Source organism: Streptomyces sp. NBC_00306 (genome assembly GCF_036169555.1).
In the GTDB taxonomy this organism is placed as follows: domain Bacteria; phylum Actinomycetota; class Actinomycetes; order Streptomycetales; family Streptomycetaceae; genus Streptomyces; species Streptomyces achmelvichensis.
This window is the reverse complement of record NZ_CP108032.1, coordinates 98304-118132: the sequence shown is the minus strand read 5'-3', so window position 1 is coordinate 118132 and position 19829 is coordinate 98304. Positions and strand designations below refer to the sequence as shown.

General features: G+C 68.9%; 14 protein-coding genes. 6 read left to right on the top strand and 8 right to left on the bottom strand.

Annotated features, from left to right (window positions below):
* Positions 1-59: 59 nt before the first annotated feature.
* The 4 genes from OHA05_RS00530 to OHA05_RS00515 form a co-directional block, all read right to left on the bottom strand.
* Positions 60-1691 carry a serine hydrolase gene (locus OHA05_RS00530; RefSeq protein ID WP_328859408.1) on the bottom strand — a complete coding sequence of 544 codons (1632 nt, stop codon included), beginning with the start codon at positions 1689-1691 and terminating at the stop codon, positions 60-62.
* Between the two features lie 439 nt (positions 1692-2130).
* Complete coding sequence (locus OHA05_RS00525) at positions 2131-3024, bottom strand: geranyl diphosphate 2-C-methyltransferase (protein ID WP_328859407.1); 894 nt, start codon at positions 3022-3024, stop codon at positions 2131-2133.
* Between the two features lie 12 nt (positions 3025-3036).
* Positions 3037-4311 carry a family 2 encapsulin nanocompartment cargo protein terpene cyclase gene (locus OHA05_RS00520; protein WP_328859406.1) on the bottom strand — a complete coding sequence of 425 codons (1275 nt, stop codon included), beginning with the start codon at positions 4309-4311 and terminating at the stop codon, positions 3037-3039.
* A gap of 76 nt (positions 4312-4387) precedes the next feature.
* Positions 4388-5800: a family 2B encapsulin nanocompartment shell protein gene (locus OHA05_RS00515; protein ID WP_328859405.1), complete on the bottom strand. Its 1413-nt coding sequence runs from the start codon at positions 5798-5800 to the stop codon at positions 4388-4390.
* A 1693-nt stretch (positions 5801-7493) separates the two neighbouring features.
* Between OHA05_RS00515 and OHA05_RS00510 the strand changes: the two genes are divergently transcribed.
* Positions 7494-8099 (top strand): hypothetical protein, encoded by a 606-nt coding sequence (locus OHA05_RS00510; RefSeq protein ID WP_328859404.1) that lies wholly within the window; start codon positions 7494-7496, stop codon positions 8097-8099.
* Positions 8100-8300: 201 nt separating this feature from the next.
* Positions 8301-10991 (top strand): SpoIIE family protein phosphatase, encoded by a 2691-nt coding sequence (locus OHA05_RS00505; protein WP_328859403.1) that lies wholly within the window; start codon positions 8301-8303, stop codon positions 10989-10991.
* Positions 10992-11397: 406 nt separating this feature from the next.
* Here the strand turns inward: OHA05_RS00505 and OHA05_RS00500 are convergent, their stop codons facing one another.
* Positions 11398-12165, bottom strand: coding sequence for a CAP domain-containing protein (locus OHA05_RS00500; RefSeq protein ID WP_328859402.1), 768 nt, complete (start codon positions 12163-12165; stop codon positions 11398-11400).
* Between the two features lie 975 nt (positions 12166-13140).
* On the opposite strand from OHA05_RS00500, the gene OHA05_RS00495 reads away from it, so the two are divergent.
* From OHA05_RS00495 to OHA05_RS00480, 4 genes are all read left to right on the top strand, one after another.
* The gene (locus OHA05_RS00495; protein ID WP_328859401.1) at positions 13141-14310 is read left to right on the top strand and encodes a ThiF family adenylyltransferase; all 1170 of its coding nucleotides are present in this window, start codon (positions 13141-13143) and stop codon (positions 14308-14310) included.
* A complete protein-coding gene (locus OHA05_RS00490; protein WP_328859400.1) occupies positions 14307-14942 on the top strand; it encodes a GNAT family N-acetyltransferase in 636 nt (211 codons plus the stop codon). The genes OHA05_RS00495 and OHA05_RS00490 overlap by 4 nt, the downstream gene beginning before the upstream one ends.
* Before the next feature lie 555 nt (positions 14943-15497).
* Positions 15498-16133, top strand: coding sequence for a ParA family protein (locus tag OHA05_RS00485; protein ID WP_327686079.1), 636 nt, complete (start codon positions 15498-15500; stop codon positions 16131-16133).
* Positions 16130-16390 (top strand): hypothetical protein, encoded by a 261-nt coding sequence (locus OHA05_RS00480; RefSeq protein ID WP_328859399.1) that lies wholly within the window; start codon positions 16130-16132, stop codon positions 16388-16390. Before OHA05_RS00485 ends, OHA05_RS00480 begins: the two co-directional genes overlap by 4 nt.
* A 563-nt stretch (positions 16391-16953) precedes the next feature.
* On the opposite strand, the gene OHA05_RS00475 is transcribed toward OHA05_RS00480, so the two are convergent.
* From OHA05_RS00475 to OHA05_RS00465, 3 genes are all read right to left on the bottom strand, one after another.
* Complete coding sequence (locus tag OHA05_RS00475) at positions 16954-17583, bottom strand: class I SAM-dependent methyltransferase (RefSeq protein ID WP_328859398.1); 630 nt, start codon at positions 17581-17583, stop codon at positions 16954-16956.
* A gap of 169 nt (positions 17584-17752) precedes the next feature.
* A complete protein-coding gene (locus tag OHA05_RS00470) occupies positions 17753-18064 on the bottom strand; it encodes a hypothetical protein (protein WP_328859397.1) in 312 nt (103 codons plus the stop codon).
* A 236-nt stretch (positions 18065-18300) separates the two neighbouring features.
* The gene (locus tag OHA05_RS00465) at positions 18301-19809 is read right to left on the bottom strand and encodes a PE-PGRS family protein (RefSeq protein ID WP_328859396.1); all 1509 of its coding nucleotides are present in this window, start codon (positions 19807-19809) and stop codon (positions 18301-18303) included.
* Positions 19810-19829: the final 20 nt, after the last annotated feature.

Sequence of the window (19829 nt, the reverse complement as noted above, 5' to 3'; positions counted from 1 at the left end):
AGGTACCGCCACCAGTGCTGCGGAGTGGGGCCGGCGGCTCGCGGGCCGGTGACCAGGCGTCAGCGGCTGAAGGTTCCCAGTCCGTTGGCGTCGAGATGCTCGATGGTGACACTCTCTGCCTTGCCGGAGCGCAGATGGAAAGTGACGCCGGACAGTCCGACGGCGTTCTCGCCCTGCGTCTGGTAGCTGAAGGTGTCACCCGTGTAGTGCCGCAGCTTGAACGACATCTCTTGCGGGCCCAGTGTCATGGTCAGGTTGCCGCTGTTGTCCCCGGTGACGGTGGCCGGCCCGTAGTAGTCGTTCGCATAGGTGCCTGTGTAGGCGTCCTCGGCTTTGGCCGGTGTGGCGTTGGCAGGCGGCTTGGCGTAATTCGTGGGGGAGGCGCCTGTGTAGGCGGCGGCCTGCACCACTTTCCTGTAGAAGGGGAGCCAGTCGACGGTCTGCCGCCCATTGCGTGCGATGTCGAGGAACGCTGCGGCTACCGCCTCTGGTACGCCGATGGGTTGCCCGTTCGTCAGTACCACGATGCCGAGCCGTTCGCTGGGCAGCAGGGTGACCTCAGTGGCTGCGCCCAGGTCGAAGGCGCCGGAATGACTCAGGCGCAGCCCTCCGGCACCTTCGTAGCCGACATTCCAGCCCAGCCCGTAGAGGCCTGGTGCACCTGCCGGGGCAAGCGGGGCCATGGAGACGGAGTGCGGGATACGGGTCTGATCCAGGGCCGCCGAGTCGACCAGTCGCTTCCCGTCGAACTGACCGTTGGCCAGTTGCAGGCGCATCCACTTGGCAAGGTCGTCGACGGTCGAACTTGCGCCGCCCGCAGGCGCCTGTCGGTCGGCGTTCTCCGTGGTGGAGGGCTTCCAGCGGCCGTTCACCACGACGTGTGCCGATGCCTTGTCGGCGGCCTTGTCGTAGTCGGCACGCTGGTAGCTGGAGTTCTCCATCCCCAAGGGCTTGAACAGCGCATCGGCTGCCAGCTGCGGCCAGCTGGTCTTCGCTGCGGCGGCCACCGCTTCCCCTGCCTCGGTCAGGCCGTAGTTGGTGTAGGCGTAGCTCGCGCGGAACGGGGTCAGCGGCTCCAGCCGCAGATGCCGCAGGATGTAGTCGCGCTGGTAGCCAAGATCTTCCAGCAGGTCGCCGGCATGGTCGGGCAGTCCGCTGCGGTGCGAGAACAGGTCCGCGATTGTCACGTTCGCGCTCACGTACGGGTTCTTGAGGGCGAAGCCCGGATCATGGGAGACCACCGGGTCGTCCCAGCCGACGACTTTTCGCCCCACGGTGCCGGCGACGACGGTGGACGACAGGGGCTTGGACAACGAAGCCAACTGAAACACCGTCTTGGGATTGACCGTGGCGCTTTTGCCCAGCTGACGGACCCCGAAGCCCTTCGCGTACACGACCTTGTCCCGGTAGACGACCCCTACGGCGACCCCCGGCACCCCGGTCTGCCGCATCGCGTTCTCCACCAGGCCGTCGAGTCGGCTCAGCGCGGCCTCCACCTGCGCCTGCGTCAACTGGGGCGGCGGCTGCTTCGGCGGCTCGGGGGCGAGCGACGGGCCGGCGGACGGACTGCCGCTGGCGCTGCCCATGGCGACGCATCCCGGTAGGACAATCGCGAGCACACCGAGGCACACCACTGCCGTGCCCACCCGGGCTTGCCGGTGCAGCGCTCTCCTGCGACTCCGTATGGCCATGCTCCGCTCCTTCATCCGATGGCCTCGGATGCCTCGGAGGGGGCGCGATGTCACCGTCGACCTCCGAGGACACACCAGCGCCCGTTCCATACTCGCCACGGCAGCGGACCATTGCACTCGGGCGTCGCCAAGTGGGTGAGAGGCGGAAACCCGCAGGCGGGCCTGGCTCAGCAGGGTGGGGGAGGGCAGCGGCCGCGCATGGGCCAGTGGCCTCAGGCACCCGACATCGTGGAGTGGGGCGTCGCGGAGGACCCGCCGGGCGACGTCGGTTCCTGCCGGTCATGACGAGTTCGGGGCGAGCCTCCCGACGCGGCCGAGCCGGCGCTGGATGTGTGGTGGCGTACCCCGAGGGGGCGGGCCCGCCGGCAGACAGGTCCGCCCCCTCCGGAGCCGCGGTGTGCGCCGCGCCGGTCGGCGGCGCTCGGTCAGATGCGCTCGGTCAGATGCGGTCGGCCGCGATCAGGAGGTACTGGAAGGAGCCGTCCTTGTAGGAGTTGATGAACGCCTCTTCGATGCCGGTGACCAGCCGCGACGTGGCCCGCAGTTCCCAGTAGGGCAGGGTCGCGGGGGTCAGATCGATGACGGCCTGCGGTACGAGGCGGTTGTCCGCCATCGCGCGCAGGTACTCCCGGCGGGAGTGGATGTTGCACTCGAAGTGCGCGTTGATCTGGGACACCCACTTGGAGGGCTGGCCGTATCGGGGGTTCCAGCAGCCGGTGATGGTCACGTAACGGCCGCCCACCTCCAGGACGCGGGAGTGTTCGGCGAAGAGGTCGTGCAGGTCGACGTACATGCTGGACTCGTTGTTCCAGGAGGCAGCGGCCCGGCCGGTCTCGAACGGCGTGTTGAGCATGTTGCAGACACGGGCGTGGACATGGTCTTCGATGCCGAGTTCTCGTGCGCGCCGGTTGGCGAATTCAGCCTGCTTCGCGGACAGGGTGACGCCTTCGACCTTGCATCCGAAGCGCTGGTGGGCCATGACCATCGAGCCGCCGCGGCCGCAGCCGGCGTCCATGAGGGTGTCGTCACGCCCGATGGTGCCGAGGTGGTCGAGGAGGAGTTCGGCCTGCGCCGATTCCAGCCGGTGGAGCTCCGCGATCAGCCTCTTCTCGTACGCACTGTCATCGGCGTCGCCGAGGGCACCGTGGTCGACGTCACCGATGCCGTAGTGGTGGTGGTAGAGACCGTCGACATCGCCGAGGCGCAGGTTCACCGGCCTGGCCTCATGGTCCCAGTAGCGGGCGATGTCTCCCTGGTAGGGAGTCGTCGGGGCCGGGATGAACGCGGAGGGTCCGGTGGGGGCCTCGGTGGTGGTGAGTTCGGCGTTCGTCATGTCAATCCATCCTTACCAGAAGTCGGGCAGGCTGTAGCGGTAGGTGTTGGTCTGGTGCCAGTAGTGGTTGCCGTCGACCCATGCGGCGACTCCCCGCAGGAAGCGCTGGACACCTGGGACGGGGCAGGCCGCGGAGAGAGCGGCGGCCTCGTCCTCGAAGGCGTGCATCAGGTCGTTGTGGACCTCCACCGCCTTGAGGTACGCGTCCTGTTCCGACGCGCCTTCGCGTTCGGCGATCACCACCGGCAGGTTCAAGTGCTTTCCGGGGGCGGCGAGTTCCTTGGTGTAGGAGTACAGGTCGTTGACGATGGTGGTGGCGTTCCCGGCGAGCGCGATCACGCGCTGCATGGCGGGCTGCGCGTGGAGGTCCGCCGGCAGCTCGTAGCCGCCGACCGTGTCCGTGATGGTGGGGCAGGGGCGGAAGTTGTTGAACTGCCGCATCGCCAGGTACTCCCACACCTCGGGCACGTGGTCGGTCTGGCTCCAGGCCGCCTCGGCGAGGTACCCGAGATGCAGGCGTGCCATGTCGTGCCGGTAGCGGTCGGCCTGGGAGGGGGTGGACTGCTGGACGAAGTACTCCATGGCCGAGCGGTATGCACGGCGCGGGGCGTCCGAGTGGAGGGACTGAGCCCACTGTGGCTCGTACTCCTCCGTGGTGTGGAGGTGGTCGAGGGCGGTGTGCGCCAGGAGGAGCCGTCCGCCGAGGCCGATGGGCGAACCACCGTGGTCCTCGCAGTAGCAGTCGTCCACCGCGTTCTCGGCGACCATCAGCCGGGTGGCGATCATCAGGTGGTCGACGGTCGGTGCGTCCGGATGGCAGGCCACCATGTAGCGGCCTACCGAGAAGCCGTCGAACTGGTCCTCCCACTCATCCGGGTACAGGTCGACTTCCTCCAGCGCCCAGGCCTTGATCCGTGCGCTGACTTCCTCCACCCGTGCCGGGTCGGGTTCCGGGACGGGGTGGTGGTAGAGGCCGGGGATCGGGTGGCCCACCACAGGCGCGTCGGGCTCGGGGGATTTCGGCTGACCCTCACGCGGGGTCAGATACAGGCCTGCCGTGCCCAGGCCACTGGGACCGCGCAGAACCCTCGCCAGGGCGGACGGGGCGGACGGGTCAGGCGGAACGGGTGGGTCAGGCGCCGTGGGTGGGTCAGGTGGGACGGCTGGGACGGGAGGGCAGGCGACTTCGGTGGCAGAGGCCCGTGCGATGTCGACGACGGGGGCCCCGAAGCGGGCCGCAGCGGCAGGCAGGCTCGACTGCACGGTGGAAGGCCCGGGATCGGACATCCAATGCTCCTTGATGAGGCGGGTGACTGTCCCCGGTTCCGGGTGGGCCCGGTCGACCGGGGGGTCCGGACCGGGCCTAGGCGCGCCGACGGGCGATCTGCACGTTCTCCAGCACGCCGAGCGCGTCAGGCACCAGGACGGCCGCGGAGTAGTAGGTGGTGACCAGGTAGGAGATGATCGACCGTTCGTCGAGGCCCATGAAGCGCACCGACAGACCGGGCTCGTACTCCTCCGGCAGACCGGTCTGGCGGAGGCCGATGACCCCCTGGTTCTCCTCGCCCGTTCGCATGCAGAGGATGGAGCTGGTGCTCTCCTTGGTGATGGGGATCTTGCCGCACGGCAGAATCGGAACTCCGCGCCAGGCCGGGACCTGCTGTCCGCCGAGATCGACGTGGTCCGGATAGAGCCCGCGTGCGTTGAACTCGCGCCCCATCGCGGCAATCGTCCGAGGGTGGGCGAGGAAGAACTTGGAGCCCCGGCGGCGGCACAGCAGCTCGTCGAGGTCGTCCGGAGTGGGCGGCCCTGAATGGGTCTGGATGCGCTGCTTGAAGGAGGCGTTGTGGAGCAGACCGAACTCGCGGTTGTTGATGAGTTCGAATTCCTGCCGCTCGCGCAGCGCTTCGATGGTGAGCCGCAGCTGCTCCTCGGTCTGGTTCATCGGCTCGTTGTAGAGGTCGGCGACCCTGGTGTGGACCCGCAGCACCGTTTGCGCGATGGAGAGCTCGTACTCGCGCGGGTGGGGCTCGTAGTCGACGTAGGTGCCGGGCAGTTCGGGTTCGCCGGTGTGGCCGGCCGACATCGCGATTTCGGCCTCGCCGTGCCGGTTCTGCCGCTGCTGCGGAAGGGCGCTGAATTCGCGTACGTGGGCCTGGAGGCCGGGTGCCGCGGACATCACGGCGCTGAACTCGGCGCGGGACAGGGTGAGCAGGGTCCCCGCGGTCTCGGCAATGGCGGTGAAGTCCCATGTGGCTTCAGGGGCCAGGAGGGCGTGGTCACCGAACCGGTCGCCGTCGGCGAGCACGGCGACGGCGATGTCGTCGCCGTACTTGCCGACAGAGGTCTGCCTGATCCTGCCGTGGGCGATGAGGTGGATCTGGTCGGCAGGAGCGCCGCGCTCGGCAAGCACCTCGCCGGCGCGGAAGTCGCGCTGGACGCACCGCCCGGCGAGCGCGGTGAGAACCTCGTCGTCCTCGAAGCCGCGCAGCAGGGCCAGTTCCCTCAGCTCGCGCGGGATCACCCGGACGTGTGCGCCGTCCTGTACGAATTCGACACGGCCGTCGCCGACGGTATAGCTGAGCCGGCGGTTCACCCGGTAGGTACCACCCTTGGTCTCCACCCACGGGAGCATCCGCAGCAGCCAGCGGGAGGTGATCTCCTGCATCTGCGGGGCGGACTTGGTCGTGGTGGCGAGGTTGCGGGCAGCCGCCGTGCTGAGACTGGACTGCGGGGGCGGCTCCAGTTCGGCTTCCGGGCTGGTCTCAACGGTCATCGGACGAGGGCTCCTTCGTCAGGACGGCGACCGGCATGCCTGTGCATTGCCGGTGAAGGGGAAAAGAGAGTGAATATGCGGATTCGGTCCGGATCCCGGTAAACCGTAGTGGCCGTTGCACCCCGTCTGACCTGGAAAGCCGTCGGGATTACTTCGATGCAGTGGCAATGCGGTGCACGACGTTTGCCCGACGACCGACGAGATCCGGTCACATCCAAGATTTTTTCCGGCGTGTGAGCGGGAGGCATGCAGACGGGGCGACCCAGGGAACGGGACGCGGGCGGTGGCGGGCGTACGGGTGGTTGCAGTCCGGCCTGATGACCGGTGCCCGGCGCCGTCAGGACCGGAGAGGCCCGGGAGCGGGCGGCATGAGCTGTTCTCTGTGTGGCGGAGCGTGCGTGGATACCGATCCGGCCATTCGCCTCAGCCACGAACTGACCCGGCTTTGAGCAGCACTTGGTGTCACCCGCGGCTTCGCCTCACCCGCGGTGGCGTCGCAGACCACGCTTGCAGGCGACAGCTGGGGCCCTGTCCGGGCGAGCCTGCGACGACAACCGCGGCACTTCGCTGTGTTGTCGGAGTCTCCCGAGTGCGCCCAGTACGAGGACGATCTCGCCCACCTCCGGCGGGGGTGCCCCCACGGCCGTCCGATGCACCGCATCTGACGCCACAGGCTGATCCTCGAAGATCGCCCGGACAGGACCTGGCGGCTGCACGGGGACGGGCGCTGGTGCCGGGACGCCGGGGCTTTCGCTGTCATCGCCCGGGGCCGGCACGTCGACTCGACCACGCCGAGACGCGTGGCATGCGGGCATCAGGCAGGTTGCCGTTTTCTACGCACGCCACGTTCCGACCGGGTCACAGCGAAGATGAGACCGCTCGGCGCGAGGCCCTGGAGCGGGCGCCCCGAGGTGACCGTGCGTCAGTCCTCTTGCGCGTGTGCAGAACCACCCAGCAGGAGAGTGCGACGGTGGTGACGGCCCACGCTGCGAACCACACGGAAAGCCACCAGCGTGGATCGGGACGCAGCAGTGCTTCCGTGGCCGCCAGGGAGACGGCGACGGACAGGCCGCAGCACAGGAACAACGCTGCCCAGACCACAGCGAGGCGCCTCTTGTACTCGACTGCCTGTCGTTGCACATCGCGGTTCCTCATGGTTCCCCCTGATGACGCGTCGCACAGCCGGACCGACACCCGCCGCGCCAGGCGTGGCTTTGGCGCCGCGGCTGCTTGGGAGCCGAGTGCTCGGCAGGCCGTGTTCCAAGCGCTAGGCGACTGTGACGGCCGTCACACTCTTCTTCGTGGGGCGATGTTGTCCTGCTTCGCCCCATGTCGGCGGGCTCCACCGCGTGCAGGTGGGGGCGGGCGCGCGGCAGGGTGACGAGGTGCCAGGCGAGGACGAAGGCTCGTGGTCTGTGTCGGGCGCGGTCCGCGCCGGTATCCCTGGCGGGGACCGCCCTGCGCCGGCCGACGCTGCGAAGGCCGCGCCGACGGCCCACGAAAGGCGATCCGCTCCTGACCGTCGGCGGCCTACCGCGCCGCGCGCCGTACGCCGACCAGGCGTCGCGTCCCGGACGTTTGCCCACGGAGACCGATGGAAAGGTCCAGTCCGACGTACGGTCGACCGACCGGCTGAGCCTCTCCCGGCGGGGGCCGGTTCTCCTCGATGCCGTGACCGAACGGGAGCCCGCCGATGCGCCTCTACGCCCAGACCCCAGCTCGTCGGAACCGCCAGGTGCTCGGAGACCTGATCGCCCTGGTCCTGATGGCTGCCGCGGTGAAGTTCGCCCTCGTCGTCCGCGAAGCGATCATGCTGTTGGTCGAGCCGGGGCGGAAGGTCGAGAGTTCGGGCGACAACCTCGCCACCGAACTCGACAACGCCGGCGACGCGGCCTCTGACGTGCCACTCGTCGGCGACCTGCTGAAGAAGCCGCTCCAGTCGGCAGCCGATGCCAGTACCGGGTTCGCCGACGCCGGACAGTCGGCCCAGGACACGGTCGGCCAGATCGCCACTCTGACGACAACGGCTCTGATCGTCATTCCCGTCGTCTTCGTCCTGTTGCTGTGGCTGCCGCCGCGCCTGCGCTGGATGCGGCGCAGCGGCGATCTTCGACGACTCCTCGACGCACCGGGAGGCGCCGATCTGCTCGCACTGCGCGCCCTCACCGGCCCGCCTGGCGATCTTGCCCGGCTGCAAGCCCCACCCGGCGGTCTCGCTGACGCCTGGCGCCGCGGGGACCAGCACGTCATCGCCGACCTGTCGGAGGTCGCACTCCGGCGGGCCGGCTTGCGACCCTGATGGGGGAAGCAGAGCGGGTTTCCCCTTCCCGGTTCGGCACGGTTCTCGCGCCCCCGGCCGTGGTCGCCGGCCATCCCGGGCGACGTACGGCACCGTGGGCCGGCGGAGGCCTGGCCGGCGACTACCGGACAGGTATAGCCCGATTACCTCCAGTGATGCTAGAAAGGAGGCGTGATCAGGCGTTTTGACCGATTCCGTGGTGTGTCGGTTCAACCACGGATCGACAAACGCCCCAGGAGCGTCGCCGGGCAGGTGTTCCTCCTGCAGGTCGTGGTCGTGGTTCTGCTCGTTCTCGTGGCGGTCGTGGCGCTGCTTCTTCAGTCCCGGTACGACGGCAACCGGGAGGCCAGGACGCGATCGATCGCCGTGGCGGAAACGTTCGCGCAGACGCCGGGTCTGCTCGCGGCTCTGCAGTCGCCCGATCCGGCCCGGGTGCTCCAGCCGATCACCGAGGAGACCCGTAAAGCCGCGGGCGTCGACTTCATCGTCGTCATGGACACCAAGGGGATCCGCTACACCCATCCCCAGCCGGAGCGGATCGGGCGGCGTTTCGTGGGCACGATCGAGCCCTCGCTGGCGGGAAAGGTCACCGTCGAGAGCGTCGACGGTCCCCTCGGCCAGGAGGTGCAGGCCGTCGTCCCCGTCAGGGCGCCCGACGGCTCCGTCGTGGGCCTGGTCTCCGCGGGTCTGACCGTCGCGAGCGTCACCGGCGCGGTGTACGAGCAGCTGCCGGTCATCCTCGGCGCGGGCGCCGCGGCCCTCGCGCTGGCGATGGGCGGCACGGCACTGGCGGCGAGACGGCTGAAACGGCAGACCCATCTGCTCGGCCCGGCCGAGCTGGCCCGGATGTACGAGCACCACGATGCGGTGCTGCACGCCGTGCGTGAAGGTGTCGTGATCATCGGCGACGACGGACGGCTCGTACTGGCCAACGACGAGGCCAGACGGCTGCTGGAGCTGCATCCCGACTGTGAGGGACAGCGCGTCGCCGATCTGCCCGGTCTCGATGCCGCGACGGCCGATCTGCTGGCCTCCGGACGTGCGGCCACGGACGAAGTCCAAGCAGCCGCGGACAGGCTGCTGGTCATCAACCAGCGCCCGACGCACGGATCGGCCGGCCCGACGGGTGCCGTGGCCACGATTCGCGACTCCACCGAGCTCCAGGCGCTGACGGGCCGCGCGGAGGTCGCCCGCACACGGCTCAAGCTGCTGTACGACGCCGGCGTCGGCATCGGCAGCACACTCGACGTCCGGCGTACCGCCCAGGAGCTGGCCGACGTCGCGGTCCCCCGCTTCGCCGACTTCGTCACCGTCGATATCGCCGACCCCGTACTGCACGGCGAGGAGCCGAACGGCAGTGGCACCATGCGCCGCACCGGCGTGAGCGGCATCCGTGACGATCATCCCCTCTATCCCCGGGACCGACTGATCATGTTCGTGCCCTCGACGCCGCAGGCCCGGGGGCTGGGCAGTGGGCGGGCGGAGGTGGTGACCGATCTGTCGCAGGCGCCGGGCTGGCAGGCCCAGGACCCGGAGCGGGCGCAGGAGATCGTCGAGTACGGCATCCATTCGCTCATCACGGTGCCACTCCAGGCCCGGGGCGTGGTCCTCGGCGTGGCCAATTTCTGGCGCTCGCAGAAGCCGGGCGCCTTCGAGGAGGAGGACCTCTCCCTGGCCGAGGAACTGGTCGCCCGCGCCGCGGTGTCCGTGGACAATGCGCGCCGCTACACGCGCGAGCACGCACTGGCCGTGACGCTCCAGCGCAGTCTGCTTCCCCGTACCCTGCCGGAGCAGAGCGCCATGCAGGTCGCGCACCGCTATCTGCCGGCGCAGTCAGGGGTGGGTGGCGACTGGTTCGACGTCATCCCGCTGCCCGGGAGCCGGGTCGCGCTGGTGGTCGGCGATGTCGTCGGCCATGGTCTGCACGCCGCAGCGACGATGGGACGACTGCGCACCGCGGTGCACAACTTCTCCACGCTCGACCTGCCGCCCGAGGAGATCCTCGGCCATCTCGACGATCTCGTCGGAGGCATCGACCAGGACGAGTCGGACTGCGACGGTGGCCAGGAGATGACAGGTGCGACCTGTCTCTACGCGATCTACGACCCGGTCTCACGGCGCTGCACCATGGCCCGTGCCGGACACCTGCCACCCGCCCTGGTACGCCCGGACGGCACCGTCGAGTTCGCTGACCTTCCGGCCGGGCCGCCGCTGGGACTCGGCGGTATGCCCTTCGAGGCCGCGGAGTTGGAGCTGGCCGAAGGGACCCAGCTCGTTCTCTACACGGACGGGCTGATCGAGGAGCGCGGCCGTGACATCGACGTCGGTATCGAGGAACTGCGTCGCGCCCTGGCGCATCCCGGGCGGCCACCGGAGGAGAGCTGCCAGGCGGTGCTGAGCGCGCTGCTGCCCGCCCGCCCCAAGGACGATGTGGCGCTCCTGATCGCCCGTGCGCGGGTGTTCGGGCCCGACCGGGTCGCCGAGTGGGATGTGCCGCGCGACCCGAGCGCGGTGGCGGAGACGCGGGCGGCGGCCACAGCGCAGCTGGACGAGTGGGGGCTGTCCGAGCTGACGTTCAGCACCGAGCTCATCCTCAGCGAGCTGGTCACCAACGCCATCCGTTACGGCTCCGGGGCGATCCGGGTCCGGCTGGTGAACGATCACGGCCTGACCTGCGAGGTGGCCGACGGAAGCAGCACGTCGCCGCATCTGAGGTACGCCGCGACGATGGACGAGGGAGGCCGCGGGCTGTTCCTCGTGGCCAAAATGGCCGAACGCTGGGGAACCCGTTACACAGCCGAGGGGAAGATCATCTGGTCCCAGCAGGCCATGCCGGGGCCGAACGGGGACGGCGAGGCACTGCTCGACCTGTTCGACACCGAGGACTTGTGACGGCAGGCCGGGTGGTTCTCTCCGGCAGCCTTCGGTCCCGGATGTGGATCAAGCGGCGATGGGCAACGAGGAGCGGGGTCGACGCCGCAGATGACCGGTACGGACAGCTGCTGCGTCCGTATGTCTCTGCGCCGGTATCCGCGCCGCCTCCGTATCCGCGCCGCGTCGCTGCACCGCATCGCGCGTTCAGGCGGGCTCCGCGGGTACGGCAGCCGACGGCCCATGCTTTCGCCCCGGACGGCGGCCGCTGTCAGGCGGCCGCCGTCCCTCGAAGATGATCGCCGTCTCTCCGGCGGTGCGGTGGTGGGCAGGGCTTCCGGCGAGGTGAGCGACGGTGGACAGCCCGGTGATGATGTGGGCGGATCCGTCCGTGTTGTGCTGTCTCGCCGGTTTTCCGCGGTGCTGCCTAGCGCGCGGTGCCGAAGTCCTGCGTCCAGTAGTCGTCGGGCTGCGCGTGGCCGACACCGATCTCCTTGAACGCGCAGTTGAGGATGTTGCGCTTGTGGCCGGGGCTGGACATCCAGCCCGCCATGACGCTCTCGGGGGTGTTGTAGCCGTAGGCGACGTTCTCGCCGTAGGTGCTCCACTGGTAGCCGGCACGCGTGATCCGCTGACCCGGATCCGATCCGTCGGAGCCCGTGTGGGACATGTTCCGGTGGGCCGCCATGTCCTTGCTGTGATCCTGCGCGGCCTTGGCCAGCTTCGCGTTCGACTTCACCGGCGAGCATCCCGCCTTGCTGCGCTCACTGTTGACGAGTGCCACGACGCGGGCGACGTCGCCGGACACCGGCGCTGCGGGCTTGGGCGCCGAGGGCTTCGGCGCTGCGGGCTTGGGTGCGGAAGGCTTGGGCGCCGTCGGCTTCGGCGCCGCGGGCTTGGGTGCCGCGGGCTTCGGCGCGGCCGGCTTCGGGGTGCCGGGCGTCGTCGAGGGCGTCTGCGCGTCGGGGCGGGTCGGCTTCCGGTCCCACGTGTCCCTGTCCCACCGCTGGTCGGGCTCGTCCCCCTGCCACCGCTGCTCGGCGTGTGCATTCTTCCAACGGTCGTGGGACCGGCTGTCCTGGGTCCCGTCAGGATCCATACAAGCCATGGCGACAGAGGGCACACCCACGGCCGCCATGGCGACGGCCGCGATGGTGATCTTCCGGTAGTGCTTCGTCCTGCGGTGCTTGCTCATGTGTGACCTCACTCGGCATCGCGGAGCGCCACCGAAAGCGGTTGGCCCGGTCCGTTATGTGGGTGACCTGTGGTGGCGCCTTTGCGGGCAGCCATTGTTAGGACCGCTGAACGCGGAGGGCAACGAGCAGCGACTACGGCACACGATCGTAGGTTCGGATCGCCCTTGCCAAGAGCGTGCGGGCGTGTATGCGGAACGCCCCACGCCCTTTGACGCCCCATCAAAAGAGCCTGTGCGCCCGACAGGCAGTTGCATATGCGACGAGGTCCGAAAGCCGCCCGACGCGGGAAGAGGCGCGATCGCACCGAGATGGACAAATATCCTTATGTCACCAGGCGGGGTCGCTGCCAGCGGCCCCCTTTGTGCCGGAATGGCTGTGGCGGATGTCACGGAACCATTTCCTCCGTTTCATCTCTGGCTGCGAGTCGATACCAACCCTCGTCACTCCCGGCCCGCGGGGTCGGCAACGGTCCGATGCGGCAAGGGGGATGATGGGCAAGTGGTGCGAATCCGGGCAGATAGCTTCGGACCGTAGATGCCATGTGAAATACAGGCATTCCAGGGCATCCTCACTGGAGGTTCGCAACCATCCCAAGCGTGGTCACCGGGACTTCGCCGACGGCGACGTAGCCGGTGTACTGCTGTGGGCGAAGCGGCAGGTGTCCGAGGAGAGGACCGGTTGGAGTTTCGGAGGGCAGCTGCTCCTCCCGGCTCCTTCTTGATGGAGGGCGGGAGGGAGAGGGCCGCTGCGGCCGGTTGGCAAGGCGAACGCGCCGGTGCGGCAGGCGGGGTTCACGCCGCCTTCGTCGGCGCCCCCGTCGCCGCCCTGGAACAAGCCTTCACCGAGCAGAAGTTGGGGTGTGTGGAGGGCGAGAGGGGCGTGAAAGCCGGCACAGGAGTCGCGCATGAATTCGAGCGTGCGCCCCCGTGTGACAAGGGCTTTCCAAGATCGTTCGGCTGCTAGCTTCCCGACTCGTGATTCATTCAGATGCTTCAGTCAACGGGCGCCCAGACCCCCTTCTCGAGCCAGGCACATTGCGGGAAGACAGTCATCGGCCCGTGGTCATGTACCCCGCGGAACCCGATGGGCAAGCAGCCCTCACCGCGCTGCGGGAGTCGGGCGCCGTACGAGAGGTTCACGACCGCATCGACGACCAGTTGGAGGAGCTGCTGCGCTGTAGGCGTCCAGGAGAACCCCTGGATGCAGCGAGGCTGGCTGCCGGCGTCGACGAGATGTGCGCCGGCGTTCCACGCCGGCACTACGGCGCTTGGGTCTGGTACCCGTGGTCAGGGCGGTTGGTTCACGTCCTGCCCGCGGAGGAATTCCGTCTGGTCCGCACCGACCGCAACCGCGACAAGATCACCCGCCAGGAACAGCGGACACTGCTCCGCTCTCGCATCGGCGTGATCGGGTTGTCGGTGGGAAACGCCGCGGCGCTCACCTGTGCCATGGAAGGAGTCGGCGGATCGTTCCGTCTGGCGGATTTCGACCGGTTGGGCCTGTCCAACCTCAATCGGCTCCGCGCCGGAATCCATGACCTCGGCGTGGACAAGGCTGTGCTGTGCGCCCGTCAGATGTACGAGATCGACCCCTATCTCGACATCGAGATCTTCCCCGCGGGAGTGACGGAGGAGACCATCGAGGACTTCTTCGGCGGCACTCCGGACCAAGGCCTCGACCTGCTCATCGAGGAATGCGATACCCCGTGGGTGAAGTTCGCCGCGCGCGAGTACGCCCGCGATCGGCGTATCCCGGTGCTGATGGACACCAACGATCGTGGGCTGCTCGATGTGGAACGCTTCGACCAGGATCCGGACCGCCCCCTCTTCCACGGGCGGATCGGCTCAACCACTGCGCGGGATGTCCGCGGCCTCGACGCCGCCGGTGCCCTTGACCTGATGCTGCGGATCGTGGACGAGAGCCGCCTCAGCTCGGCCATGACCGACGCGCTGGGCCGGATCGGTCGCACCTTGTCGAGCTGGCCGCAACTGGCGAGCGGCGTCACGCTCGGCGGGGCCCTGGTCACCGACACGGCCCGGCGTATTCTGCTGGGCGCTCCTGTGCCCTCGGGACGCCACTACGTCGATCTCGAAGCACTCATCGCCGCCGGGCAGGCCGCAGTTGCTGTCGGAGCCGCTTCATGAAACGGGTACCCGAGCTGCACGGTGAGCATCTGTGGTTGCGTGAACTGCGGGCCACCGACCTCGAGCCTTTCGAGCGTATCCACACCCACCGCGTCCTCACGCGCTACCTCGGAACGGACCGGATGGACGCGCGCCAGGCGCAGGACGCGTTCGCCCAGTGTCTCGCCCAGCCCGTCGCTCACCCCCGCCGCAGGCACACCCTCGCCGTGTGTGCGCCGGGCACGGACATCATGGTGGGCCTGATGGGCCTCCTCGTCGAGGACTACGGCAGCAACGGCATGCTGACGGGGCTCGTCCTGCTGCCCGACGCGCCCGTGCGCGGCCATGGTCACGAAGCCGGACGCCTCCTGCTGGCCTATGGTTTCGGTCCGCTCGGGCTGCATCGCATCTGGGCCGGCCACCGGGCTGACCACTCGCGCATGCGCGATGTCATGCTCGCCGCTGGACTTCGTCCCGAAGCGACCCTGAGGGAACTGTTTCGCACCCAGGGCTACTGGCACGACGTCACCACGTACGCCGCACTCGCCCCAGAATGGCAACGTGCCGCAACGCCGGCGGAACAGGCCATTCTCACGAGCGGCCGAAACCTGCCTGAAGGGCAGCACCCGTCTCTCACCTCACAACTGGCTTGATGCGCAGTGATGATGGGCCGCACGGAGCAGGCCCCCCACCCAAGCGCAACATGATCCCTCACCGCAGTACGGCCGCGCTCCACTGGGCGGCGCTGCGTCCGGCGCAGCGTTCAGCGCACTGCTGGAGCACGTGGTTGAAGACCTCTGCCGAAGGGACACGCCAGGTGTGGCCTCACGGTGACGGCACGGAGGCCTTGGCACAGATTGTCCAGCTCCTCGGGCGGCATCAGGTCCGCGAGCAATTCCCGGCGTCGGTCTGAGCCGACGGCCCACCCCCGAGCCGAGTCCCGCCGGCCGGGGGTGGGCCGCGCGACCACACAGCCGCCGGACGCGCGTGGGCGGTCCGCGGTCGGCAGAGGGCGGGAGCATGTCGGTGACGGATCGCCGAGGCGCTGGGGTGATGTCGAAAGGCGGGCCAGGTGCCAGTGGGCTCGCCACGAGTCGAAGGTGGAGCCGACCATCCCCAGCACGTCGGTGCCGGGGCGTGCGGGTGAACGGCAGAGTGTCGCACTCTCTGTCGGACCCAAGCGGGGATCAGACGGCTACGGTGTGCCCGTGCCCCTGAGCTGCGCTTTTGTGAACCTCAAGCCCGGAGTCGGCAAGACGACCAGCGCTGTATGGCTGGCGCACGCCCTTCACGAGTCGGGCTATTCGCCGCTTCTGGTCGACGGCGACCCAGCCTCCTCCGCGCTGCGCTGGAGTGAACTGGCGGACGGCTTTCCGTTTCCTGTCATCGCCCTGCCGGTGGGAGACGTGCACCGTCGCGTGAACGACTTCCTGGGCAACAGGCAGGCAGTGGTGCTCGATGCGCCGCAATTGGAGGACCACCCTCGTATCGCCCGCAGCATCATGAGGTACGCGAGCGAGTGGATCATTCCGGTGACTCCCGCGCCCATCGAACTGGACCGGATGGCACCTATCCGGTCCGAGATGGACGAGGTGCAGTCGCTGCGCGCCGAGCCGGCCCGGGCCGTGGTCGTATTGAATCGCACCAATCGTCCCGATGCCACGCGTACCGGCCCCGACTCCGACGCTCGTGAGGCGCTCACCGAATGGGGCTTCGTGGTGTTGAACACCCAGATCGCGCGGCTCGACCTGTACGCCCAGTCATTTGGAAGCCCGGTCCGAGCGAAAGGCTCGGCGTACATGGACCTCGCCGAGGAACTCATCAAACGTCAGGAAGCTTCATGACGGAGCGCAAGGACAGATACCGCGCGGCACTGGAGCGCGGAAGGGACAGCGCTGCGCGGCCCGCGAAGGTCACCACGCTGCACACCAGATACGTCAGCGTGACGATCGAAGTCGACCCGGACCTGCAGAAGGGCCTGACGCGGTGGGCCGGTTCGCCGTTGTCCATGCTGGTGCTCGCCGGCACGACCGTCCTGCGCACCGTCACTGATGCTGCCCCGAGGGTGCCCTTCTTCCCCGGCGGCGCCCGGCGTTCTTAGCGATGGCACCCGGTTCGCCGCCAGGCGCCGATGCTCCCTCGTTGCGGAGAGACGTGGGCGTATCGGCGACGCGGCGCGGGGGCGGGGGCACCTCCTGCCCGAAGTGCCTGACCTCAACTTGGCCCGCTTCATCAAGGACGGCAGCCTGATCCAGGCGGGCATGGGGGAGTAGCCGGTCATGCCCACATTCGGAGACCGGCTCGACTCCGCGCCCGCCTCGGCCGTAGCGCTCCCATCGGTTCCACCTGGGTCAGGCCGCCGTCCACGCGCGGTTTCGAGTCCGGCGGGAGGCCGGCCGGGGCGACCCGGTTTCTCACGCCTCAACAGGATGTCGACGGTGAGCCGAGTACTGTGCGTGAGCCGCCGCGATCCGCTCTGTGGTTCGCCGTCGACCAGCGTGAACTCCCTCTCGTACCGGGCCTTCGGGTGGGGAGCCCAGCAACCAGCGGGTCGTCAGTTCACCCGACGCATGGCCTCGGTCGGCCGGCCCGGACAGGTCAGCGCATCGTCGTTGACCACCTGGGCCAACAAAGGACGGTGACCGACCACAACGCCATACAGGCCTAGTGGAGGCGGGCCAGCAGGTGGGCGTCGAGGAAGCCCCGCTCGGTGGCCGGGTCGTGGAGCAGCCGGGCGAACGTGACGAGCCCGGCCCCGGCCAGCAACTCGGCGAATCGGTCCACCGGCCAGCTGTAGGCGGGTGTCACCTTGTGGTCGAAGCGGACCGGCTCCGGTCCGTCGGTGGCGAAGAACGAGACCAGGAGCAGGCCCCCCGGTGCCAGGGCTCGAACCTGCTCGTCGAGCAGCGCGGGCAGTTCCTCAGGCGGAGTGTGGATCATGGAGTAGTGGGCCAGTACGCCGCCGAGCGTGCCGTCTTCGACCGGCAGCGCCTCCATCGGTGCCTCGTCGAACCGTAGCGACGGGTGAGCCCGCCGGGCATGCTCGATCATGGCCGGGGAGAGGTCGAGCCCGAAGGCGTCCAGACCCAGGTCGTGCAGCATCGCCGTCAGATGTCCCGGCCCGCACCCGACGTCGGCGGTCCGCAGGTTTCCCGTACCCCGCACCAGCTCGGCGAAGGTGCCGATCATTGCCCGGGTGAACGGCCGCGTCTCCAGCCGATCACTGAACAGCGACGCATAGAGTTCGACGACCCCGTCGTAAGCCGCCCTGGTTTCATCCTGGTGTTTCACCACGGGGATGAAGCTAACACCCGCGCCGTTCGGAGGCGTTCGCAGCCTCAGCACCGACCGACATCCCCGCCAGGGGCATCGCCCAAGACCCGCGACGCCGCAGTACAGGGCGTGATGGGTGATCAGTGACTCACACTTGCCCCTGAGCTGTTCATGGACCTATTCGAAGGACCTATCTCCTCCTGACCGCCTCGGTCATGAACGCGGCTACCAGGCACGCGATTCCGGCAGACATCGAGCCGAAGAAGATCCCGTCGAAGGTCACGCTGTTCGCTCCCTCAACGGTGCCGTCCTCATGCGTGCACGACTTCTCGAACGGGAAGCGGGACGTATGCACGTCGGCGCAGTGATTCTGGAGGTCCTCATTGAGCACGCTCGCATGGAGCCAGGAGAGCGCCCACAAGAGGAAGAAGATCCCGGCGAAGGCGCAAACGGCTCCCCACAGCCGGTTCAGCCGGGATTCACGTGCGCTGACGCTCGTCACTCGAGGGAGCGTACCGTTCGCCTCTGACACTACGGACGTCATCGCGCTACCTGTCACGGTGACTTGGCCCGAGCCGGCCGGCGGGCCCTGCGAGACCCAGGAGACGTGCATTCCCCCTGAGGAGGTCGGGTTCCCGGTGTGCCCATGTCGTTCAGCAACCGTCACGACGCCAGATCAGGGCACAACTGCCGCTCGGAGCGTGGGATCGCGCCGTCGCGGCCGGCTGTGCGTGACCGTCACGGACCGGCGGCGGCCAGGTCGATCATGCGGTGCATGATCGGGCCGGGGATGGCGGGATTCAGAGCCGCAGACATCCCGAACGGCGGTGCTCCGGGTGTGCGCAGCAGCCGGATCAGCGCAGGAACGGGCAAGGCGCGGTGCATGGCCGCGCAGTGCCGGATCCCGTCGTTCGCGTCGTCCAGCAGCTGTGCCACGGACCGGGGAGAGAGCCGCAGATCCTGCGCCGCCCTGCGCCGCACCTCGTCATCGGGATCGAGCGCGAACCTCTCGACCAGTTCGGCCGTGGATCGCAGATCGTCGAGGGCGAGTTGGCGCCGCCGTGGGTTCGGGTCCTTCGCGAACCGGAGCAGCCCGGCGCGCGGGAAGTTGGGGTGACCACGGGGCCTGTCGGGTTTCGAAAAGCTGCCGGTCCACCAGTGCCAGACCTCCAGCAGCATCCAGCCCGGCGCGTCGTCGCATGACTCGGCGAGGAAGAGCCGTACGACCCGGTCCTCGTCCCGCGCGAGCCGTTCCACCACGTCCGGTGGCAGCCGCTGTGCGCGAGCGACGCTGCTGCGCAGCGCCGGATGGACGGACGACGCCAGCCGGCGCATCTCCTCGGGGTCCTCGTGGCGGGCCAGGACCCACGGTACGTCGTATCGCAGGTGAGTGGGGTCGAGGTCCGAGGGGATCACGGCCGCGCGCTGCTTTTCGTTCAGACCAGGGTGGACCGAGGCTCGCAGGCGCACACGGTATTCAGGGTCCGCCGCGAGGGACAGCACGAGGTCGGCGTCCATGTGCGGATTGCCTGCGACGGCAAGCCGCACCTCCAGGTCCTCGTGCCGGGTCAGCTCCTCGGCGAGCGCGCGGTCGAGTCGGCAGCTCTCGGCGGCGGCCTTCTGGTCCAGCGTTTCGAACACCGGCCGGGGCAAGGGCAGGTCTCGGTGGTGTCGGAGCAGCGCGGCGTTGCGGACAGAGGTATGGGCGTCGACGAGCAACGTGTCACGTTCGGCCTTCGACAAGGTGGCCCAGGCGGGCCCGCATGCCGCCGCCCGCACCACGCCTTCCGGATCGGCGGCGAGTGCGGTCAGCAGCGCCGCCGGCAGCCCGGGCAGGTCGACGGCCGCGGCGCGGACATCCGGCGCGGGATCGGCGGCCAGCCGCGCGTACCCCTGCGCGGTGAGTCCGGCTGCGCGACGCCCGGCCCGCCGCACGAGCACGGCGCGGTGTGGCGCCGAGGGCTCGGCGAGGATCAGCGCCGTCCACTGCGCGGCACTCATGCCCGGCTGCCACTCGGCGAGGTATGCGCGCACCTGCCGGTCCGGATGCTCGATGGCCGCCAGAACGACCGCCTCCGACTGCCCGCGCGCCAGGGATGCATCCACGCCGTGGTCGAACAGCCGGATCACTACGTCGTCCGGCGCGCCGCGGTTGAGGCTCAGCCCTTCGAGCCAGCCTCCGCGCACCCGCCACGGCAGCTGCGGCCCGTCCTCGAACAGCGTGTCCCACCCCTGGTCCTCTGTCACACCGTCATCATGCCGCCTGA

What these genes read in the sequence shown, in the direction of transcription:
- OHA05_RS00530 (WP_328859408.1), bottom strand. Translation starts at nt 1,691, where the DNA reads ATGGCCATACGGAGTCGCAGGAGAGCGCTGCACCGGCAAGCCCGGGTG.
- OHA05_RS00525 (WP_328859407.1), bottom strand. Translation starts at nt 3,024, where the DNA reads ATGACGAACGCCGAACTCACCACCACCGAGGCCCCCACCGGACCCTCC.
- OHA05_RS00520 (WP_328859406.1), bottom strand. Translation starts at nt 4,311, where the DNA reads ATGTCCGATCCCGGGCCTTCCACCGTGCAGTCGAGCCTGCCTGCCGCT.
- OHA05_RS00515 (WP_328859405.1), bottom strand. Translation starts at nt 5,800, where the DNA reads ATGACCGTTGAGACCAGCCCGGAAGCCGAACTGGAGCCGCCCCCGCAG.
- OHA05_RS00510 (WP_328859404.1), top strand. Translation starts at nt 7,494, where the DNA reads ATGCGCCTCTACGCCCAGACCCCAGCTCGTCGGAACCGCCAGGTGCTC.
- OHA05_RS00500 (WP_328859402.1), bottom strand. Translation starts at nt 12,165, where the DNA reads ATGAGCAAGCACCGCAGGACGAAGCACTACCGGAAGATCACCATCGCG.
- OHA05_RS00490 (WP_328859400.1), top strand. Translation starts at nt 14,307, where the DNA reads ATGAAACGGGTACCCGAGCTGCACGGTGAGCATCTGTGGTTGCGTGAA.
- OHA05_RS00480 (WP_328859399.1), top strand. Translation starts at nt 16,130, where the DNA reads ATGACGGAGCGCAAGGACAGATACCGCGCGGCACTGGAGCGCGGAAGG.